Source organism: Luteimicrobium album, from assembly GCF_030161555.1.
Classification (GTDB): Bacteria; Actinomycetota; Actinomycetes; order Actinomycetales; family Cellulomonadaceae; genus Luteimicrobium; species Luteimicrobium album.
On the sequence record NZ_BSUK01000001.1, the window covers coordinates 295,353 to 316,781 of the forward strand.

A 21,429-nucleotide genomic window follows, 5' to 3' on the forward strand; every position below is an offset into this window, starting at 1 on the left:
TGACTCCCCCGACGTCATCCCGGCGATGAACCAGCGCTGGAAGGCGACGAAGACGGCGAGCACCGGTGCGAAGCTCACGATCACGAACGCCGCGAAGAGGCCCCAGAAGTTGCCGAAGCCGGTCGTGATGTAGCGCACGATCCCGTTCTGCACGGTCTTCATGTCCTCGCTGGTCGCGAGCACGGTCGACACGAGGAAGTCGTTCCAGACGAAGACGAAGATGAAGACCGCGATCGCGGCGATGCCGGGCCGCACGAGCGGCAGGACGACGCGCAGCAGGATCTGCCGACGGTTGCAGCCGTCGATCGCGGCGGCCTCCTCGATCTCCACCGGGATGTTCTCGAAGAAGTTGCGCAGGAACAGGATGGCCTGCCCGGAGATCAGGGCCGTGTAGACGACGATCAGCAACGGATACGTGTTGATCAACGAGGTCCGCACGAGCATCGCATAGAGCGCGATGAAGACCACGATCCCCGGAACCATCGTGAGGACGAGCACGACGGTCATGAGCGCCTCGGTGCGCCCGGACCGGAACCGCGTGGCCGCGTAGGCCGCGGGCACGCAGATCACCAGGGCGAGCACGATCGAGCCGACGGCCAGCACTGTCGAGTTGATCAGGAACCGGACGTTGGTGATCGTGTAGATGCCTTCGTACTGTGCCCAGGAGAAGGGGTTCGGGATCCATCGCGGAGGGAAGCTCACCGTGTCCGCGTCACGCTTGAGGGAGGTCGACAGGACCCACGCCACGGGTGGGAGGACGATCGCTGCGGCGAGCAGCGTGACGAGCCAGCGCGGGACGGCGCGGATCAGCGCGCCTCGCCTTCGACGGGTCTGGGCGGCCTCGTCGGTCGGGCGGTCGGCGACGACGTGCCTGGGTGCCGTGGTGGTCACAACGACTCCTTCCGACGGAACCTCACGGCGACGAGCGTGAGGACGATGTTGATCGCGAAGAGCAGGAGCGCGGTCGCCGCCGCACCCGACATGTTGAAGTCGACGAACATCTCGTTGTAGGTCCGCATCGCGAGCGTCTCCGTCGAGTTGAGCGGACCGCCGCGCGTCGTGACGAGGATGATCGTGACCATCTGGACGTAGAGCATCAGGAGCACGACCACGACCGAGACGATCGCGTTGCGGATGTAGGGCAGCGTGACGTTGCGGAACGTCTGCCACGCGTTCCCGCCGTCTACGCGCATGCTCTCCTTGAGCTCGACGGGCACGGTCTGGAGTGCGCCGAGGAAGAGCAGCATCGCCTGGGGGTAGGACCACCAGGCCGTGATCAGGGTCACGGCGACCAATGCCGCCGTCGGGGTCGAGAACACGTTGGTCGGCCCGAAGCCGAGGGCCTTCGTCAACTGCGTCGCCGGCCCGTAGTTCGGGTTGAGGAACCAGAACCAGATCGTCCCTACGGTCGCCTGGGACATGAGCCACGGGAGGAGGAAGAGGCTGCGCACGCTCCGCTTGAGCCGTCGCGCGTTGTTGACGACCACGGCGCTGACGAGCCCGACCGGGAGCGCGACGACGAGCGCCCCGACGGCGAAGACGAGCGTGGTGACCACCTCGTGGCCGAGGTCGCCGTCGCTGAACAGCTTCGAGAAGGAGTCGAGCCCGGAGTAGCTGCCGATCTCGTAGTAGCTGGTGTGGTGGGTCGCGGTCCAGACCGTGTAGCCCAGTGGGATCACGAAGACGAGCAGCGCGACCACGCAGACCGGGGCGAAGTACCACCAGAGCGTGGGCGTGCGGGGCCCGCGGGGAGCCGGCTGGCGCCGGTCCCCGCGGACGCGACGCCTCCCGAGGCGTCGGCCAGGCCCGCGGTGTCGGACGAGACCGTGAGTGAAGACATCGCTTCGCCTTTCCGGCGGGGTGCCCGCGGGGGCGTCCCGCGCTGATTCCTGGCCGTCAGCCGTTCGCTGCGGACTGGGCGGACTCGAGGAACTGCGCCGCGGTGCCGCCCTTGAGGTACATCTGCTGTGCCGCGTTCGCGAGTCCGTTGGCGATGGACAGCCAGTTGGCGGAGTACTCGCGCGGCTCGCTGTTCTTGGTGACGTAGTCCTTGATCGCGAGGACGAGCTTCGCGTCGTCGGTCTTGAAGTAGGGCTGGTCGTAGGTCGAGGAGCGGACGGGGACCTCACCACCGGTCGCCATCCGGGCCTGAGCCTCGGGACCGGTCATGTACTCGATGAACTTCCAGGCGGCGTCCGCGTGCTTGCTGCTCGACCCGATCCCCAGCGTCCAGCCGAACGTGGTGCCCTTGGTGCTCCCGTCCGACGACGCGGGCAGGGGGCCCAGTCGACGTCCTTGTTCACCGACTGCACGGTCTGGATGCGGTGGGTGCCGATCACGGCCATCGCCGTGGTGCCGTTCGACAGGCCGTCGGTCACGTTGGTGTACTGGTCGGAGACGACGCTCTTGCCCAGCCCGCCGGCCTGCTTGAGGTTGATCAGGAACTGGCTGAACTCCTCGGCCTTCGGGACGGCGAACGATGCCTTCCCGTCCGTGGAGACGGGCACGTCGAGCTCGCTCATGAAGCAGTCGAACAGCTCGGAGATGAGCGAGGAGTTGTCCTCCTCGGAGAAGCCCGCCCCGAAGCCGACGTACCCGGCCTTGGCGGCCTTGCCCGCGACGTCGACCACCTGGTCCCAGGTCGTCGGCACCTTGGCACCGATCTTCGACAGGATCTTCTTGTTGTAGACGAGGGAGCAGGTGCGGTACTCGTACGGCACAGCGATCTGGGCCTTCTTGGCGTCCGTGAACGCGGAGATCGGGCGGAGCCAGTCCGTGATCTGCTTGTAGTCGTCGGGCAGCGCCTGGTAGACGCCGGCGTCGGCGAGCTGCGGGAGCATCGGGCTGTACATCTTGATGACGTCCGGCGTCTGTCCGGCTGCGGCCGCCTGTGGCAGGCGGCTCAGCATGTCGCCGAACGAGACCACCTCGAGCTTGACGTCGATCGTGGGGTTCGCCTTCTCGAAGGCAGCGACGTTCTCCTTGAGCGCCTCGGACCGCGCGTTGTCCTGCGTCGGGTCGATGAAGTCCCAGTAGGTGAGCGTCGTCTTGCCGCCGCTACCGTCGCCACCGTCCGAGTCGTCAGCCGGCGAACAGGCCGCCAGGGCGACGACCGCGGCCGTCACGGCGACCGCGACGAGTGCGCGAGTCCTCTTCATGCGTCTCTCCATTGAGTCGGCATTTGCTCCGCGAGAGCAATGCGATCGGTTGCTGCAATCGGTTGTATGATGGAAGCACCGCCCCACGGCGCATGTCAACCCCCGCTCCTGTGACCGTCGAAGGAGACCTCCACATGGGATTTGCCAAGCTCGCGACGCTCAGCTCGATCGTCGACACCGGGACCGTGCTGATCGTCCGCCTGGACACTGCCGAGGAGTCGTACGACGTCGCGCTCGCCGCCGCGGACGGCGGTGTCCGCGCCGTCGAGATCACGCTCACGACTCCCGGCGCCCTCGGCGTCGTCGAGCGGCTCGCCCGCGAACGACCCGAGCTCCACGTGGGCGCCGGCACCGTCCTCGACGAGCACGCCGCATACGCGGCGATCGAGGCGGGGGCGCGCTTCCTCGTGAGTCCGCAGCTCAGCCCGGCGATGCTGCGCGTCGCCAATCGCTACCAGGTCGCGACGGTCGCGGGAGCCATGACCCCGACCGAGATCCTCGCTTCCGCCGAGGCCGGAGCCGATCTCGTCAAGGTCTTCCCCACCGAGGCCATGGGCGTCGCAGCGACCCGCGCGGTCCTCGCGCCCCTGGCCCACATCCCTCTGGTCCCCGCCGGAGGGGCCACACCCGACAACGTGCACGAATGGGTCCGCGCCGGCGCGACCGCGATCGGCGTCGGTAGCTGCATCACCAAGGCACACCGTCCGGACGGCGACCTCGGCGCCGTCACACGCAGCGCCCGCCGGTTCCTCGACGCAGTCGCCCAGGCCCGATGACGGCGACGCGGGACACGAGCCCTCCGCTCCCCACGGCGTGGCTCGTCGTCGGACCGGCAGGCTCGGGAAAGAGCACTCTCGCGCGCGCTATCGCGGCACGCTACCGCTGCGGACTCGTCGACAAGGACCGGCTCGCGCCGCTGGTCGAGGAGACCCTGCGCGCCCACAGGACGTCACCTGCCGATCGCGAGACGAGCACGCTCTACCGGTCCGTCGTGATGCCGCTGGAGTATCGCTCGTTGTTCCTGCTGACGGGCGACTGCCTGCAGGCCGGCGCCGACGTCGTCGTCGACGCACCCTTCGCGGGCCTCACCGAGCAGGACGACTTCCTCGAGCGGATGCGCACGCAGGCAGGGTGGCCCCCGCACGCGTGGTGCTCGTCCGGGCATCGGCGGCGTCCGGGGTGGTGCGCGAGCGAGTGCACGCGCGAGGTCTGCAGCGGGACGGTGCGAAGCTCGCCGCGTGGGACGAGTTCTGGGCGCGTTACGGGGACATGCCCTGCCTGTGGCGGGGCGTCGACCGTCAGATCGAGATCCGGACGGACGCGCCCGAGCTCGACCTGACGTCGCTCGATGCCGTGGCCGGCACGCTCGCCCCGTGAGCACGGAACCGGCGGATCACTTCCTCGCGACGGGAACGGTGCGGCCCGTGACGACCCGGAGGTCGGGGTGCCCGAGTGCGCTCACGACGACCGCTGCGGTGATCCGCTTGCCCGCCTGCGCCTTCGTCAGCACGAGCGTACCCTCGTCGGCGCCGGCGATCTGCTTGCCGTCCGCGTACCAGGAGTACGCGAACGTCGGGTCAGCCACCGAGTAGGTCCCCGGGTGGATCGTCAGTGTGCCCCCGACGACGACGACGCCCGAGATCCACACGGGGTCCTTCGCGACGATGGGCGCGGGCTCGAGCCGGTCGTACGCGGACCGGAGGTTCGCGAGCGCCGTCTCGTAGGCGCGGTGGCTGCTCGTCGCCGGGTCGAGCGCCTCGGCGGCAGCGACCGCCTTCTGCAGCCTCGCCCAGGACGCCGCGGTGACGTCGTCCTGGTCGACCGTCTTGGCCTGGGCCAGGAGCTCGGTGACCTGCTTCGTGACCTTCCACTCGAGCTGGCCGGCCGAGACGGTGAGCGCGCGCAAGGCGGTCGCGACCTCGTCCGCCGTGGCGTCGGAGTCGCCGTCGACGGCCTTCGCGGCGGCAAGGGCTCGGGTGAACACCCCGAAGTCGGTGGCGAGATAGAGGTCGGCGTCCTTCGTGAGACCGGCGTCCTTCGCGATCGCCGCCTCGAGCGCCGTCTTGTCGACGCCGTACCCGAGCACGAACCAGTCGAGGTTGCCCACATAGGGCTGGCTCGACGTCGGCGTGCTGTGGAGCGCGACGTAGATCGTGTGGCTGCCGGTGAGCTCGGACGGCAGGGTCACCGTCGCGGTGCCGTAGGTCCCCCAGCCCGAGCCCGTGGCCGCCAGCGGCACCGTGACGAACGGCTCGCTCCCCGACGACGGCGCCGCGTCGACGTAGAACGCGAGGCTCCCGTCGACCACCTTCGTGGTCGGCGCGTCGTACCGCACGCTCAGCGTCGTGGCGCGGTGGGAGCCCAGGTCGACGCCCTGGTACCGGACCCAGGCGCCGTCCTTCGTGCCGGCGAGCTGACCGCCCACGGATCCGGCCTCGGTCTTGAGGTCGGCCCCCGAGTAGTCGGTCCCGGCGACGAGCCCCGAGTCGGCCGCGTTCAGCATCCCGTACCCGCTGCGGATCGACTCGAACTGCACGGTCTTCGAGGTCTCGACCGTGTCGGCCTTGGCCAGGAACTGGAACCAGTCGACGTTCGCGACCCAGCTCTGGCCCGCGGCCAGGGCGCCGGTGAAGACGAAGTAGACGTCCTGGGTGCCGTCGAGCTTCGCGGCCTCGTCGGCCGTGAAGGTGTGGGTCAGGGCCGTGTAGTTGGCCCAGCCGTTCGTCGTCGGGAGCTTGATCGTGGTGACGAGCGGGCCGGTCGCCGAGCCCGTGTGCAGCTCGACGGCGGAGCTCGCCGACGCGGTGCCCGGGTTGTGGGAGTAGTCGATCACCACGGAGTCGAGCGGGGCGTCGGACAGGTCGAGCCCGCGGAAGGCGAGCCAGGACCCGGGCGAGACGCCGCCGACGTCGGTCCCGCTGCCGCCGTTCTCGGTCTTGAGCGTGCCGCCCGACCACTGGTCGTAGTCCTCGGCCTGCAGGACCCGGTAGCCGTCGCCGCCGATCTCGAGCCCGTCCGCGGCGGACCTGAGGATCGCGAGCGCCGAGGAGAGGCCGTACTCCGACGCGGCCTTGTCGGCCAGGGCTGCCTTCGCGCCCGCGACAGCGGACTCGAGGGTCGCGAACGACGCAGCCGAGTAGTGGTCCTGCGTCACGAGCCGCGCGTCGTCGTACAGCCTCTGCAGGTCCGCGCGGGTCGTGGTCGGAGCGCCGAGGGTGAACGGGTCGAGCGCCGTCGTCCCTGCGCCGGTCACCTGCGCCGCCTTCGCGCCCGCGAGCGCCGAGTCGGCCAGCCGGACGGTGAAGTGGGAGGTCGCGGCGTCGCGCAGCCTGCCCGTGAAGGTGACCGCGGCGGTCGTGGCGCCGGTCTTCGCGATCCGGGCACTGACCTCGCTGTCCAGGCCGGGGAAGGTGACCGCGCCGTGGCCGAGCGTGGCGTGGTTCCGCCCGGCGAACGTCGCGCCGCCGGCGAGCGTCAGGTCGACCACGGCGTGCACGACGTGGTGCGTGTCGGCCGTCAGGGTCGTCGTGCTCGGGGTGAGCGTGTAGCCCGCGAAGCGGACCTGGAGCGTGAGCGCCCGATCGGCGGCACTGGGCGCGGTGCCGTCGAACGCACCGGTGCCCAGCGTGACGGCGAGGCCGTCGGTCGAGTCGTCGACGAGGTGACGGCTGGCGTGTCCGGTGAGCGTGAGCGAGAGCGTGCTCGGACCCGTCTTCGTCGCCTTGAGCCGCAGCCCCTTCGGCACCCCGGTCACGGAGACCTTCGACGTGAGGTCGGCGCCGTCCTTGCCGGTGAGCGTGGCACCGGTGACCGTCACCGTGATCGGGGCCGCGATCGAGCCGTCGTTGGCGCCGGACTCCTCGAACACCTGGGACGACGCCGAGACCGCGTCGCCCGGGTGATAGAGGGCGCTGGAGACGTGCGCGTCCGCCGAGTCCTCGGAGACGCCGTCGGCGCCCCACGACGAGGGCTTCGAGCCCATCGTGAAGTGCAGCACGCCGCCCGCGTTCATCTCGGCCGCGGTGAGCCAGGTGCGGTTCAGCCGCGTGCCGTTGAGCGTCACGTTCTGGATGTCGTGCTTCGCGGCGCTCACCCCGGGCGCCTCGATCACGAGGTCCTTGCCGCCCGGGTAGTGGATCGTCGTGCGGTCGAAGATCGGCGACGTGATCTGGAACGTGTCGCCGCCGGCCTTCACCGGGTACAGCCCGAGCGCGCTGGACACGAAGTACCCGGACATCGTCCCGGCGTCGTTGTCCATGGTCGCGAGCATGCCGTCGGGCGCGTTCTGGTAGACCCACTTCTTCGACGCGGACGTCGAGGACCCGTCGGCCGTGTAGCTCGTGCAGACGGGCTCGGTGAGCGTGCGGTAGGTGAGGTCCTGCGTCTGGGCGGGCTCGCCGACGTAGTTGAACAGGAACGGCGCGTGCACCGAGATCTCGTTCGCGTACAGGTGCAGGTTGCGCGAGCAGTCGTCGGTGTAGGTGCCGAAGAAGTAGTTCACCGCCTTCGCGGCCTGCTGCTTGCCGCCCATGAGGTCGACCATGCCGCCGAGGTCCTGGGCGTCGTACCAGTTGTACTGCCAGATCGTGCCCTGGTAGAGGCCCGCGGCCTGCCACGTCTCGGGGTCGGTGTACGTGAAGGGCGCGGTGTCGCTGTTCGACGAGCGCGGCATGAGCAGCCCCACCTGGTCGACGCCGGCCGCGGCGCCGGTCGCCGCCTTCGCGCGGGCGTCCGTCGTCAGGGCGTCGGAGTCGTAGTCCTTGGCCCAACGGGCGGCCTCGTCACGGTAGTGCGCGGCGTCGGACGTCTTGCCGAGCGCGTCCGCGATCACCGCGAGCCCGTCGGCGTCGTAGGAGTAGCCGAGCAGGCCGCCGGCGCGGGAGTCGAGATTGGTCAGGCTGGCGGGGCCGCCGACCTGCGCGACGAGAGCCGGGTAGGCCTGCGCGAGGCCCTGGAGCTGGACCCCTTGGAGACGGCGTCGGCCACGACGACGGGCGCGCGCTCCCACCGGACGGTCGGCACGGACTGCAGGAGGCTGCCGACGCCCTTACCGCTCGTCCCGACCTCGGCGTAGAGGTCGACGAGCGACTGGACGACGTCGCGGTAGACGTCCGGGTAGACCGACGCGACGGCCGCGTACTTGTGGAAGTCGTCCCACAGCGACCACGAGTCGTAGTGCGTGTAGCCGTCCGCGTGGTAGATCACGCCGTCGGCGCCCCGGTACGTCCCGTCGGTCGACGTCGCGTTCATGGGGGTGTCGGCCAGCCGGTACAGGTGCGTGTAGAACTCCGTCTTCAGGTCGCCTGTCGGGTCGTTCGTCGTGCTCGCGTCGACGTCGACCTTGCCGAGGCGATCGTTCCACTCGGCCTTGGTCGCGCTGCGGACCTGGTCGAACGTCTTGCCCCCGACCTCCACGGCCGCGTCTCGCTTCGCCTGCGCGGCGCTCACGGGCGAGAGCGTGACGCGGAGCCCGACGTGCTCGCCCGCGGTCGCGTCGAAGTTGAGGACGGCGCCGATGTCCGTGCCGTCCTGGGAGGTCTTCGTGCTGCTCAGGCCGCCCGCGCCCCAGGTCTGCACCGAGGACGTCGGGACCGTCGTCTCCGCGTAGTAGTAGAGCTTGTAGGCCGAGTTGTAGAAGTAGCCGGTGAACGAGCCGGAGAGGGTGGCGCGACCGTCGGAGATCGTGCCGACCTTGAGGTCCGTCGCCCGCCGCCCGTTGCCCGTGTGCTGGAGGTCGACGACGAGCGACGCGTGGCCCGCGGAGTCGAACGCGTAGTCGTGGACGCCGGTCCGCGTCGCCGCGGTCACCTGCGCGTCGATGTCCTTGCCGGACTCGTCGAGCCCGACCTGGTAGGAGCCGGCGGTCGCCGACTCGTCCTTGGCGCCGTCCTTGGTGCGGATGTCCTTCTGGTAGCTGCTCGTGGACGGCCGGGACGTGTAGCTCTGGTAGGTCGGCACCACGAGCACGTCGCCGGCCCCGCCCCCGCCCCCGACGCCGTCGAGCGCGACGTTCGTGAAGCCGAGGAGCGTGTCGGACGTGTACTCGTAGCCGACGTGGTTGCCGTTGGTCGTCGTCGGGGTCACCGTCGCGAGCCCGTACGGCGCGAACGCGCCGGGCCCGTCCTGCCCGTGGTCGCCCTCGGTCCCGATGAACGGGTTGACGTACTGCGTGTAGTCCGTGGCCGCCTTCGCGGGCGCGGCGCTGGCGGGCCCCGCGAGAGGCACCACGGCGGCGCTCGTGACGAGCGCGATCGCCGCGGGCAGCACGGCACGCCGGAGGCGTGCGGGGCGGAGCGTGCGGGGAGACGTCGGGGCAGAGCCCTCGTGCGACAACGCTGTCATGAGCGGGACTGTACGCAGGTTCACGCGCCGGAGTCAATCAGCGCCGCGAGCGCTGCAGGCGACCCGGACGAGGCGCCCGGATGAATGTTCTGGACGTCGGCCTTCGCGATACCGCGAAACGGCCGAGGTACCGCTGCAGACGCGGTATCTCGGCCGTTCCCCGCCATCTCGGCGGGTCAGCGCACCGGGGTCGACGTGGTGACGCCGACCCGCTCCTCGTAGCCCGCCTTCGTCGCGGTCACGCGCACGCTGAGCCGGTGCCCGCGGTCCGCCTGCCCGACGACGTAGCGAGAGTCTCGCTCGCCGCGGACCTCGCGCCCGTCACGCAGCCACTGGAACGAGACCTTGACGCCGTCGACGTCGTACGCGCCCGCGGTGACCCGCAGCGTCGAGCCGACCCGCGCCGTCCCGCTCACGGCCGGCTTGGTCGTGATGCCGATCGTCGCCTTCTCGACCGGGACCGTCCGGCCCGTCGTGACCCGGAGGTCCTCGTGACCCGGAGCGCTCACCACGACCGCCGCCGTGATCCGCTTGCCCGCCTGCGCGAGGCCGAGCACCAGCGTGCCGGCGTCCGCGCCCGCGATCCGGCGACCGTCCGCGTACCAGGAGTACGCGAAGGACGGGTCCGTCACCGAGTAGGTCCCCGGGTGGATCGTCAACGTGCCCCCGACGACGACGTCACCCGAGATCCACACCGGGTCCTTCGCCGTGATCACGGCAGGACGGACCCGGACGGCGGACGAGGTGACGGCGCCGTCGAGGTACCCTCCGCACGGCCGACGGCCGTGACCACGAGCTTCTTGCCGACATCCGCGGCCCGGACCTCGTAGTCCGCGCTGCTCGCGCCGTCGACCGTCGTCCCGTCGAGGCTCCACCGGTAGGTGGTCGCCGCGCCGGCGACCTTCCACGTCGGTGCGACGGCATGCACCGTCTCCCCGACGCGCACCTTGCCGGCGATCCTCATGGGCTTCTTCGCGACGACCGCGGCAGGCCGCGCATCGGAGGCGACGGCGAAGACGTGGAGCTTGGCGTTGGTCGACCACGTGATGCTCGCGAGGTGCTTCCCGGACGCCAGCGCGACCGGGTCGGTCGCGAACAGCCCGCACGCGACCGAGTCGGTGCCGGTGCCGCCGCCGGACGAGCGGTGTGCCGTCCGCCCGAGCAGGACGTTGCCCTGCGCGGGGCTGCCGGAGCACCAGTCCGTGAGCGTCACGGAGACCTTCTGGGTGGTGCCGTCGGCGTAGTCGAGCGTCAGGTCGCCGGTCTGGTTGCCGCTCGCCCCGGCTCCCACGAACGCGATCCGGTGCGCCTTCCCGAGCGCGGCGGACACATCCGTCGTCGCCGGCGTGGCCGAGCCGACCACGTTGTCCGGTCCGGTCTTCGCGCCGCCCAGGACGTACGTGAGGTCGGTGCCGGGCACGGTGTGCTCGCCGCCGGCCCAGAGCCCGGCGCCCGCCATCTCGTCGCGCAGGAACGCCCAGCCGAGGCCGTCGAAGTCGCCCGAGGCGGCCTTGCCGCGGTCCGCGATCCCGGCGTCGTTGAACGCCCCTTGCAGCGGGGAGCTCCCGGCCACGACCACCTCGATGGTGTCGCGGATCGTCGTCCCGGCGGAGTCGCGGACGGCGATCTTCACCTCGTGGTTCCCGAACGTGGTGTCGGGCGCGAGGTGCACCGTGACGTCGACCGAGGTCTGGGCGGCGCCGCCGTCGGCGGTCACGGACCACGTGCCCACCCCGGTCGCCCGCAGGCTCCGGTCCTTGGACGTCGCGGTCACGGTGCCGTGCCGCGTGCCCGTGCCCTGGGCCAGGACGGCGACGGGGATCGTGACGTCGGTGCCCGGCGTCCCGTAGACGGCGGGGACGGACACCCCCGCGGTCAGGCGGTCGGGGATCGACGCACCGGAGACCAGCGCACCGGGAGCGGCGTCGTCGCCCGTGGCCCACGACGACGGCTTCGAGCCGACCGTGTACGCGAGCGTCCCGGCCGACGTGAGTTCGTCGCCGGTGAGGTACGCGCGATCGACGGAGTCGTCGGCGCCGCCGGCCCGCGTCGTCAGGGACTGGACGTAGTGCGAGGAGTCCGAGACGCCGTCGGCCGTGATCGTGAGGTTCCCGGCCGGGTAGTAGTCCGTGTCGAGCGCGATGTCGACCCGGTCGAACACAGGCGTCGAGAGCCCCCAAAGGTCGGCGCCGGGCTGGATCGGGTAGATCCCGAGCGACGACGCGACGTCCCACGCGGACATCTCACCGAGGTCGTCGTTGCCGGTCACGCCGGTCGGCCCGTCGGTGAACAGGGTCAGGGCGGCCCGCACGACGTCGGTCGTCTTCCAGGGCTGCCCGGTCCACAGGTAGCTGTAGGGGGCGGCGAGGTCGGGCTCGTTGTTGGGGTTGTACTTGTCCTGGTTGTAGTAGTCGTACGACCCGCTCACCCAGACGTTCTTGGCCGTGCCCGCCGGGTTCGCCAGCACCTTGTCGTAGGCGAAGAAGTCGTCGAGCCGCTGCTCGGCCGCATCCTTGCCGCCCATCAGCCCGACGAGCGAGGGCATGTCCTGCGGGACGAGCCACTGGTACTGCACGGCCGTGCCCTCGTGGAAGCCCGGCGCGCTCGCCGGGTCGGTCTCGGCATCGAAGAGCCCGTCCGCGCCGCGGGCACGGAACGACTCCGTCGTCGAGTCCCAGATCGACCGGAAGTTCTCCGCGCGGTCGGCGTACCGGGCCGCGTCGTCGGTGTGACCGAGGCCCTGCGCCATCACCGAGAGCGCGGCGTCGGCGAGCGCGTACTCGAGCGTCGCGGACCCGCCGTGCTGGAGGTCGTAGTCGCCGGGCTTGCCCGACGCGCTCGACTCGTACGGCACGTAGCCGTCCGCGATGTACGTCTCGTTCCCGGCGCGCCCGTTCGACGGCGACGACGCCGGCGGAACCCCGTCCGCGTTCTGCTTCAGGACGGCGTACGCCTCGTCCTCGTGTCCCTTCAGCAGGCCCTGGGTCCAGGCGTCGACGAGGAACGGCGTGACCGGGTCACCGGTCATGATGTTGGTCTCGACGGGCCCGTAGCTCCAGCGCGGCGCCCAGCCGCCCTGCTCCCCCTCGAGGACCACCGAGTACGCCATGTCGGCGGACTGCTCGGGCGCGAGGAGCGAGAGGAGCTGCTGCTGCGTGCGGTAGGTGTCCCAGAGCGAGAAGTCCTGGTAGTACGTGAAGCCGTCGGCCGTGTGGACGTCGCCGTCCCAGCCGCGGTAGCGGTGGTCGACGTCCGTGCCGGTGTTGGGCGCGAGGAACGTCCGGTAGAGCGCCGAGTAGAACGTCTTCAGCTGCGTCTGCCCCGCCTCCGAGGTGTCGGACGACGTCACCGCCACCTGGCCGAGACGGTCGTCCCACGCCTTCGTGGCCGCGGCGAGCGCGTCGTCGAAGCCCGAGGCCTCGGCGGCCAGGTTGGCGGCCGCGCCGTCGGCGTCGACGTAGCTGAGCGACGTCTGCGCCTCGACGACGCGGGCGCCGTCACCGCTCCCGGTGGTGTCGAACTGCAGGTACGCGCCGGTCCGCTGGGTCGAGCTCGCGGAGGCGGACCCGGCGGTCACGGTGTCGCCCGTCCACGTGCCCGACGCCGTGAACGGCCGCGAGAACGTCGTGCGCGTGTAGACCGTGAACGGCTCGGTGTCCTGGCAGAACCCGTGCACCGTGGTCGCGGTCTCGACCGTGCGGTCGTCGACGATCTTCACGCTCGAGCTCGACACGCTCGACAGGGCCTGGCCCGCGTCGACCAGCACGTCCGCCTTGGTGGTGGCCGGGAACGTGTAGCGCTGGACGCCCGTGTGCGCGGTCGCGGTGAGCTCGGCCTTCACCGTGCCGTCGGGGGCGGCGAGGCCGACCTCGTACGAGCCGGGGAGGCGGTCTCGTCGTCGTGGCTGAACTTCAGGGCGTACGCCGCGTCGTCGGTCTTCGTGACGTCGCCCGTGGTCGGGAGGATCGGCACGAACCCGCCGAGGCCGCAGCCGACGCCCGACAGGTGGACCTGGGAGAAGCCCCGGATGCTCGACTGCGTGTAGTCGTAGCCGGTGTTGTGACCGGTGTCGGGCGAGAGCTGGACCATCCCGAACGGCACGGTCGCGCCGGGGTAGGTGTTGCCCTCGTCCTGGGTCCCGGTGAACGGGTTCACGTAGGACGCGGGGTCCGCGACGGCCCCCGCGGACGCCGCCTGCGCGGCGGGCGCGACCGCAAGCGCCCCACCTCCTGCCAGTACGAGCGCGGCGAGGCCGCCGACGATGCCGGTCCTGGGTGTCATGGCTCCTCCTCGAGCACGGCTCCACTACCTGGGTGATGACCGCCCGGATCGCGCGACCCGACGTGACTGACAACGCTGTCGGACCGGCACGCTGATGTCAAGCGGTGGCCTGATCCGGACACACCGCGGGCCCGGCGCCCCGAAGGACACCGGGCCCGCGACGTCCGCGTTCGGCGCCGTCCGGCTCAGCCCAGAGGACTCAGCCGAGCGCCCAACGCTGCGCAGCGGACGCGTTGCACGTCCACAACCGCAACAGCTGACCGTCGTTGAACTGCCCGTTCGGCACATCCAGACACTTGCCCGACTGCGGATTCCTCAACGCCTGAGACCCCGCGTCGTACACCCACTGCTGAGCCCCCGTCCCGTTGCAGTGATACACCTGCACCACCGTCCCGTCCGCAGTCCCCGAACCCCGCACGTCCAAGCACGCACCCAACGCCCGCACCGTCCCGTCCGAACCCCGCGACCACGTCTGCGCACCATTACCCGAACAGCTCGCGATCTGCACCTGCGTCGAGTCCGCAGGATTCGCCCACGGCACGTCCACGCACAAGTTGTGCCCCACCGACGTGATCGCACCCGAACCCACCGGAAGACCACCCGAACCCGGGTCGGTCGTACCACCGTCACCCGGGTCGGTCCCGCCACCGGACTCGCCCAGCGCCGGCGCCGAGCCGGTCCGCGGGTCGAGCTGCATGTAGGCGGCGGTGACGTCGGGCTGGTGGACCAGCGACTCCTGGTGCGTGACGTCGTCGTACGGGAAGCCGTACGCCTTCGCGTCGACCATCTGCGCGTGGATCGCCTTCGAGTACAGGTTGGTGGGGTTCGCCTGGTAGAAGGCATCGACGTTCGTGATCGGGTGCGTGCCCGGGTTCGAGAGCACCGAACGGTGCAGGTCGGCGCAGATCGTTCGCTTGATGACCCCGTCGACGGCGTTGTGGTCGGCCAGCGCGCCGTTGCACAGCAACGCGTCGCTGGTCGAGGGCTTCGCGATGGCGGAGACCTCGTTGCCCGCCCCGTCGCGCACGTGCATCACGCCGTCACCGCCGACGCGACCCACGAACTGATTCGAGGGCTGGTCCTCGTACGGCACGAAGACGAGGTCGTGGCTCGTGTAGTAGCTCCACGCGTCGTTGATCGACGAGTCGAGGAGCGAGCCGGACAGGCCCCGGCTCAGCGAATGGCCCGGGGACAGGACACGCAGCACGCTGCCGCCGGACTCCACCACGCTCGCGTTCCACCCGGCGCTGCGCACGGCGTCCACGACGTGCTGGAATCCGTCGGTCTTGAGCCGGCCCTCGGAGTGGATGGTGCCGGCGCCGTCCTTCGCGCCGACCTGGTACGGCGAGCCGAACATGTCGACCTGGGTGCTGTTGATCCACAGGCCGCCCGCGTCGAACGTGAGCTCGGACCAGTTGAAGTCGACGTTCGCGTTCTCGTCCTGCGGGTTGTCCAGCGACGGCTGGACGAACTTCGAGTTGTTCACCTTGAACAGGTGCAGAGGCTGACCGTACGAGAAGTAGATCCGGCCTGACATCTGCGCGAGGGTGATCGTCTTCGACTGGCGGTTCGCGGGCCCCGCGATCCGCACGGCGGAGTCGTCGATCCGCACGGGGGTCGGACCCGCGTCACCCCAGGGCGTGAAGTGCCCGGAAGCGTCGAACCAGCCGTCGACGTCGGGCGCCGAGAGCTGGTGCCCGAGGACGTAGACGTAGACCGCATCGCCGCGGCCCGAGTCGTTCGTGATGGTAAACGGGATGGTGCTCGGCGCGGCGTGGGCCGGGGCCAGCCCGACGAGCGCGCCCGCGAGCAGGGCGGCAGCCCCCAAGGCGGCCGTCACGAGTCTTCGAATGGAACGCATAGCTTTGCCACTTCCTCTTCTGTGAGTGATCTCAGGGCTCGGGTGCGTCGCGGCAACGCTGTCAGGCGGCCCGTGAGGGGTCAAGCAACCGGCAGGGACGTACGGGAAATCCCCTACGTGTCCGCGCGCCACGCCACGAACTCTGCGGTGTTCCCTCATGGCGTCAGAGGCCGGGACGTACCACCATTTTGTTCACCCTGCTCACAGATTCGGCGCCCAGGGAGGGTGGCCGGGTCACCGAACTCGAGGACGAGATATGCAGCTCACCCTCCGGCGACGAGGCGTCGCCACAGCGCTGGCGGCAACGACCGCCCTGACGGGATCCCTGCTCGCAGTGGCTCCCTCCGCCCAGTCCGCGACCATCGCCACGGCGGTATCGCCGTCCGACACTCCCGACACCCCGATCAACGGCTTCCGCAACGTCGCCTACTTCGCCCAGTGGGGCGTCTACGGCCGCAACTACCAGGTCGGCGACTTCGAGCGGTCCGGCGCCGCCGACAAGGTCAACGTCATCAACTACGCCTTCGCGAACATCGGCCAGGACGGCCAGTGCTTCGAAGCGATCAAGGCGGTCGGCACCGGAGGAACCGCCGACGACGGCGTCGGCGCCGGCGACGCCTACGCGGACTACGGCAAGTCGTACGACGCGGCCACGTCCGTCAGCGGGACCGCCGACGCGTGGGACCAACCGCTCGCCGGCAGCTTCAACCAGCTGAAGGAGCTGAAGGCCAAGCACCCGGGGCTCAAGGTCGTCATGTCGATCGGCGGCTGGAGCTACTCGAAGTTCTGGTCGCAGGTCGCCGCCACCGACGCGTCCCGCAAGAAGTTCGTGTCTTCGTGCGTCAACATGTTCATCAAGGGCGATCTCCCCGTCATCGACGGACGCGGCGGCTCCGGTGCGGGCGCCGGCGTGTTCGACGGCTTCGACCTCGACTGGGAGTGGCCAGGCACCAACAACGGCCTGACCGGCAACATCGTCGACCCGGCGAACGACGGCAAGAACTTCGTCCTGCTCGCCAAGGAGTTCCGCACCCAGCTCGACGCCTACGGCGCGGCCAACGGCAAGCGCTACATCCTGTCGGCGTTCGCACCCGCCAACCCCGAGGACATCACCGCGGGGCACTGGAACGACCCCGCCCTCTTCCAGTCGCTCGACTACGCGAACGTGCAGGGCTACGACCTGTGGGGCGCCTGGAACCCGTCGCTCGACGGCCACCAGATCAACCTCTACGACGACCCCGCCGACCCGCGCGACTCCGACAAGCAGTTCAGCGTGGACAAGGCGATCAAGCAGTACACGGACGCCGGCATCAAGCCCGCCCAGCTCGGCCTCGGCATGGCGATGTACGGACGGGGCTGGACCGGGGTGACGTCGTCCACTCCGTGGTCGTCGGCGACAGGCGCCGCCAACGGGACCTACGAGAAGGGCATCGAGGACTACGACAAGATCAAGAACCTCGGTACCGGCGGGTTCGACGCGAACGTCGGCGCGGCGTGGCGGTACGACGGCACCAACTGGTGGAGCCTCGACACCCCGCAGACGGTCGCGCTCAAGGCCGACTACATCCGGTCGAAGGGCCTCGGCGGCGGCATGTGGTGGGAGCTCGACGGCGACCGCAGCGGTGAGCTTCTCACCGCTCTGATGGCCAAGCTGGGCACCGGCGCGACCGGTCCCCTCGCAGGCGGCGGCACCACCGACCCCACCGACCCGGGCACCACCGACCCCACCGACCCGGGCACCACGGACCCCACCGACCCGGGCACCACCGACCCGGGTGACTGCTCGGCAACCGCCTGGGACGCGACGAAGGTCTACACCGGCGGCGACACCGTCTCGTACGACGGGAAGATCTACACCGCCCAGTGGTGGACGCAGGGCGACAAGCCCGGTGCGTCGGGCTCGAGCCCGTGGAAGGCGACCGGCACGTGCAGCGGGACGACGGACCCGACCGACCCGGGCACCACCGACCCGACCGACCCGGGCACCACTGACCCGACCGACCCGGGCACCACCGACCCGACCGACCCGGGCACCACCGACCCGGGTGACTGCTCGGCAACCGCCTGGGACGCGACGAAGGTCTACACCGGCGGCGACACCGTCTCGTACGACGGGAAGATCTACACCGCCCAGTGGTGGACGCAGGGCGACAAGCCCGGTGCCGAGCAGTGGGGCCCATGGGCCCTCAAGGGCACCTGCTGACCGCCTGACGAGGTGGCGCGAGGGCGTCGTACCCGCAATGGGTGCGGCGCCCTCGCGCGTGGGGCGGGAGAAGGCCCGCGCTCAGCGGGCCGACCGTGCCTCGGCTGCAGCCAGGAGGACGCAGGTCGCGACCCCGTCCATCGCCTCGCGCAGCTCCTCGACGGGCGGGAAGCTCGGGGCCAGGCGGATGTTGCGGTCGCGGGGGTCGTCGCCGTGCGGGTACGCGGACCCGGCGGGGGTCAGCGCGATCCCGGCGTCCTTGGCGAGCTCGACGACCCGGCGTGCGGTCCCGTCGACGACGTCCAGATCGACGAAGTACCCGCCGAGCGGCTTGCTCCAGGTCGCAACGCCCTGCCCCCCAGGCGCGTCTCGAGGATCTCCTGCACCGCCGCGAACTTGGGGGCCAGGATGTCCCGGTGCCGCCGCATGAGAGCGCGCACCCCCTCGGCGTCCTGGAGGAACCGCACGTGCCGGAGCTGGTTGAGCTTGTCGGGCCCGATCGACCCGTACGCGAGGTGCTCCAGGTACCACGCGACGGTGGCGTCCGACCCGGCGAGGAACGCCACGCCCGCGCCCGCGAAGGTGATCTTCGACGTCGACGCGAACACCACGAACCGGTCCGGGTGCCCGCTGCCCGCGGCCAGCCCCAGGATGTCCACGGCCTTGGCCTCGTCCTCTGTCAGGTGGTGCACCGCGTAGGCGTTGTCCCACATCACCGTGAAGTCGGGCGCCGCCGCGGGCATGGCCGCGAGCCGGGCCGCGACCTCGAGCGTCGTCGTGTCGCCCGTCGGGTTGGCGTACGTGGGCACGAGCCACATGCCCTTGATCGTCGGGTCGGTCGCGACGAGCCGCTCGATCGCGTCCACGTCGGGCCCGGTCTCCGTCATGTCGACGGTGACCGTCTCGATGCCGAGCGCTTCCAGCATCGCGAAGTGCCGGTCGTAGCCGGGCACCGGGCACACGAACCGGACGGCCTCCTCGCGCCCCCACGGCCGCGGCGAGGCGTCGCGGCCGTGGAGCAGCGCGTACGTCAGGACGTCGCGCATCATCGTCAGGCTCGACGCCCCACCGGCGACGAGCTGAGTCGTCGGGATACCGAGGAGCTCGGACCAGATCGCCCGCAGCTCGGGCAGGCCCGCGAGCCCGCCGTAGTTGCGGCAGTCCGTCCCGTCGGCGGCGCGGAAGTCGTCCTCGCCGGGCAGCGCGAGCAGCACGTTCGAGAGGTCGAGCTGCTCGGCCGACGGCTTGCCGCGGGTCAGGTCGAGCCTCAGCCCGCGGGCCTGCAGCTCCGTGTACTGCGCCACGAGGCGCTCGTGGAGCTCCGCGAGCGCCTCGGGGTCGAGGGCGTCGAGCGTGGTCATGCGGCCTCCTAGGCGATGCCGGCGGCGCGCTCCGCCGCGGCGACGACGTTGCTGAGGAGCATCGCGCGCGTCATGGGCCCGACGCCGCCCGGGTTGGGCGACAGCCAGCCCGCGACCTCGGCGACCCCGGGGTCGACGTCGCCCGCGAGCTTCGCCCTGCCCGACGCCGCCGTGCCGACGCGCGTCACGCCGACGTCGAGCACCGCGGCGCCCGGCTTGACCCACTCGGGCTTCACCAGGTGCGGCACCCCGACGGCGGCCACGACGACGTCCGCCCGGCGCACCTCGGCCGCGAGGTCGCGCGTGCGCGAGTGGGTCAGCGTCACGGTGGCATCGACGCCCTTGCGGGTGAGCAGCAGCCCGAGCGGGCGCCCGACCGTGAGACCGCGCCCGATCACGACGATGTGCTGCCCGGCGAGCGGGACGTCGTGCCGCCGCAGGAGCTCGAGGCAGCCGGCGGGCGTGCACGGCAGGGGTGTCGTGATCTCGCCGTCGACGCCCAGCACGAGCTCGCCGAGGTTCGCCGGGTGGAGCCCGTCGACGTCCTTGGCCGGGTCGACCGCGACGAGCGCGGCGTGCTCGTCCATCCCCGCGGGCAGCGGGAGCTGGACGATATAGCCGGTCACGGCGGGGTCCGCGTTGAGGCGTTGGATGGTCGCATGGACCTCGTCCTCGCCGGCGTCCGCCGGGAGGTCGACCCGGATCGACTCGACGCCGATCTCCGCGGAGTCGCGGTGCTTCCCACCCACGTAGCTGAGCGAGCCGGGGTCCTCCCCACGAGCAGGGTGCCCAGGCCGGGCACCACGCCACGCTCGCGCAGCGCCACGACCCGGACCCGCAGCTCGTCCTTGATCGCGGCCGCGGTCGCCGTGCCGTCGAGGCGCTGCGCGGTCACTGCTGCAGCCCGGGGTAGAGCGGGAACTGGGCGGTGAGCGCGTCCACGCGCTTCTTCAGACCCTCGACGTCGGACGACGCGCCGTCGCGCAGCGCCGTCGCGATGATGTCGGCCACCTCCGCGAACTCGGCGTCGCCGAACCCGCGGGTGGCGAGCGCCGGCGTGCCGATCCGCAGACCCGAGGTCACGCGCGGCGGGCGCGGGTCGAACGGCACTGCGTTGCGGTTCACGGTGATGCCGACGTCGTGCAGGAGGTCCTCCGCCTGCTGGCCGTCGAGCGCGCTGTGACGCAGGTCGACGAGCACGAGGTGGACGTCGGTGCCACCGGTCAGGACGGACACGCCCTTGTCGGCGACGTCGGTGGATGCGAGGCGCTCGGCGATGATCTGCGCGCCGCGGAGCGTGCGCTCCTGGCGGTCCTTGAAGCCCTCGCTCGCGGCGACCTTGAAGGACACGGCCTTCGCGGCGACCACGTGCATGAGGGGTCCACCCTGCTGGCCCGGGAAGACCGCGGAGTCGATCTTCTTGGCGAACTCCTCCTTGGACAGGATGAAGCCGGAGCGGGGACCGCCGATCGTCTTGTGCACGGTCGAGGAGACGACGTCGGCATAGGGCACGGGGCTCGGGTGCAGCCCGGCGGCCACGAGGCCGGCGAAGTGCGCCATGTCGACCCAGAGCTTCGCGCCGACCTCGTCGGCGATCTCCCGGAACGCCGCGAAGTCGAGGTGGCGCGGGTACGCCGACCAGCCGCCGATGATGACGTCGGGGCGGTGCTCGAGCGCGGCCTCGCGGACCTTGTCCATGTCGACGCGGTAGGTCTGCGGGTCGACACCGTACGCCGCGACGTCGTAGAGGCGGCCAGAGAAGTTGATCCTCATGCCGTGCGTGAGGTGCCCGCCGTGCGCGAGCTCGAGGCCGAGGATCTTGTCGCCCGCGTTGATGAGGGCGTGCAGGACCGCGGCGTTGGCCGTCGCGCCGGAGTGCGGCTGGACGTTCGCGTGCTCGGCACCGAAGAGGGCCTTGGCGCGGGCGATCGCGAGGTTCTCCGCGATGTCGACCTGGTCGCAGCCGCCGTAGTAGCGACGGCCGGGGTAGCCCTCGGCGTACTTGTTCGTGAGGACGGAGCCCTGCGCCTGCAGGACCGCGCGCGGCACGAAGTTCTCGGACGCGATCATCTCGAGGGTGTCGCGCTGGCGGGCGAGCTCGCCGTCGAGGACCGCCGCGATCTCGGGGTCGAGCTCGGCGAGAGACTGGTCGAGGACGTCGTTCTGGCTGGGCTGGGCGCTCATGCTTCTCCCTGTCGGGGCCGGTGTCCCGCGGACTCGCGT

The 21,429-nt window shown here is 70.8% G+C and carries 10 protein-coding genes and 6 pseudogenes; 4 read left to right on the plus strand and 12 right to left on the minus strand.

Annotation, left to right across the window (positions count from 1 at the left end; translation table 11 throughout):
- Nucleotides 1–27 precede the first annotated feature (27 nt).
- From QQK45_RS21730 to QQK45_RS01570, 4 genes and pseudogenes are all read right to left on the minus strand, one after another.
- Nucleotides 28–891: pseudogene (locus QQK45_RS21730) on the minus strand (carbohydrate ABC transporter permease); the annotation flags it as partial.
- A complete protein-coding gene (locus tag QQK45_RS01560) occupies nucleotides 888–1,700 on the minus strand; it encodes a carbohydrate ABC transporter permease (protein ID WP_284291639.1) in 813 nt (270 codons plus the stop codon). The pseudogene QQK45_RS21730 and the gene QQK45_RS01560, both read right to left, overlap by 4 nt.
- A gap of 196 nt (nucleotides 1,701–1,896) precedes the next feature.
- Nucleotides 1,897–2,169 carry a hypothetical protein gene (locus QQK45_RS01565; protein WP_488803260.1) on the minus strand — a complete coding sequence of 91 codons (273 nt, stop codon included), beginning with the start codon at nucleotides 2,167–2,169 and terminating at the stop codon, nucleotides 1,897–1,899.
- Between the two features lie 36 nt (nucleotides 2,170–2,205).
- Nucleotides 2,206–3,170, minus strand: a pseudogene (locus QQK45_RS01570) (ABC transporter substrate-binding protein); the annotation flags it as partial.
- Between the two features lie 122 nt (nucleotides 3,171–3,292).
- Between QQK45_RS01570 and QQK45_RS01575 the strand changes: the two are divergent.
- From QQK45_RS01575 to QQK45_RS01580, 3 genes and pseudogenes are all read left to right on the plus strand, one after another.
- Entirely contained in the window at nucleotides 3,293–3,934 is a 642-nt protein-coding gene (locus QQK45_RS01575) for a bifunctional 4-hydroxy-2-oxoglutarate aldolase/2-dehydro-3-deoxy-phosphogluconate aldolase (RefSeq protein ID WP_284291643.1), read from the plus strand.
- Nucleotides 3,931–4,266, plus strand: a pseudogene (locus tag QQK45_RS22805) (P-loop nucleotide/nucleoside kinase family protein); the annotation flags it as partial. The gene QQK45_RS01575 and the pseudogene QQK45_RS22805, both read left to right, overlap by 4 nt.
- A gap of 23 nt (nucleotides 4,267–4,289) precedes the next feature.
- On the plus strand, nucleotides 4,290–4,535 hold the full coding sequence (locus QQK45_RS01580; protein WP_284291645.1) for a hypothetical protein: 246 nt from the start codon (nucleotides 4,290–4,292) through the stop codon (nucleotides 4,533–4,535).
- Between the two features lie 16 nt (nucleotides 4,536–4,551).
- Here QQK45_RS01580 and QQK45_RS01585 read toward each other — a convergent pair whose 3' ends face one another.
- The 5 genes and pseudogenes from QQK45_RS01585 to QQK45_RS01610 all read right to left on the minus strand — a co-directional run bounded on the left by QQK45_RS01585 (nucleotide 4,552) and on the right by QQK45_RS01610 (nucleotide 15,621).
- The gene (locus tag QQK45_RS01585; RefSeq protein WP_284291648.1) at nucleotides 4,552–8,166 is read right to left on the minus strand and encodes a glycoside hydrolase domain-containing protein; all 3,615 of its coding nucleotides are present in this window, start codon (nucleotides 8,164–8,166) and stop codon (nucleotides 4,552–4,554) included.
- Nucleotides 8,052–9,500, minus strand: a complete 1,449-nt coding sequence (locus QQK45_RS01590; RefSeq protein WP_284291650.1) for a glycoside hydrolase domain-containing protein — start codon at nucleotides 9,498–9,500, stop codon at nucleotides 8,052–8,054. Before QQK45_RS01590 ends, QQK45_RS01585 begins: the two co-directional genes overlap by 115 nt.
- A gap of 176 nt (nucleotides 9,501–9,676) precedes the next feature.
- The gene (locus tag QQK45_RS01595) at nucleotides 9,677–10,216 is read right to left on the minus strand and encodes a hypothetical protein (protein WP_284291653.1); all 540 of its coding nucleotides are present in this window, start codon (nucleotides 10,214–10,216) and stop codon (nucleotides 9,677–9,679) included.
- Nucleotides 10,213–13,781, minus strand: a pseudogene (locus tag QQK45_RS01600) (GH92 family glycosyl hydrolase). Before QQK45_RS01600 ends, QQK45_RS01595 begins: the two are co-directional and overlap by 4 nt.
- Nucleotides 13,782–13,980: 199 nt before the next feature.
- Entirely contained in the window at nucleotides 13,981–15,621 is a 1,641-nt protein-coding gene (locus QQK45_RS01610) for a beta-1,3-glucanase family protein (protein ID WP_284291654.1), read from the minus strand.
- A gap of 277 nt (nucleotides 15,622–15,898) precedes the next feature.
- Here QQK45_RS01610 and QQK45_RS01615 point away from each other — a divergent pair, with 277 nt between their 5' ends.
- Nucleotides 15,899–17,845, plus strand: a complete 1,947-nt coding sequence (locus QQK45_RS01615; RefSeq protein ID WP_284291655.1) for a glycosyl hydrolase family 18 protein — start codon at nucleotides 15,899–15,901, stop codon at nucleotides 17,843–17,845.
- Nucleotides 17,846–17,926: 81 nt separating this feature from the next.
- On the opposite strand, the pseudogene QQK45_RS01620 reads toward QQK45_RS01615, so the two are convergent.
- From QQK45_RS01620 to glyA, 3 genes and pseudogenes are all read right to left on the minus strand, one after another.
- Nucleotides 17,927–19,206: pseudogene (locus QQK45_RS01620) on the minus strand (aspartate aminotransferase type Ic).
- Between the two features lie 8 nt (nucleotides 19,207–19,214).
- A pseudogene (locus tag QQK45_RS01625) lies at nucleotides 19,215–20,101 on the minus strand (bifunctional methylenetetrahydrofolate dehydrogenase/methenyltetrahydrofolate cyclohydrolase).
- Nucleotides 20,098–21,390, minus strand: coding sequence for a serine hydroxymethyltransferase (gene glyA / locus QQK45_RS01630; protein ID WP_284291658.1), 1,293 nt, complete (start codon nucleotides 21,388–21,390; stop codon nucleotides 20,098–20,100). The pseudogene QQK45_RS01625 and the gene glyA overlap by 4 nt, the downstream one beginning before the upstream one ends.
- Nucleotides 21,391–21,429: the final 39 nt, after the last annotated feature.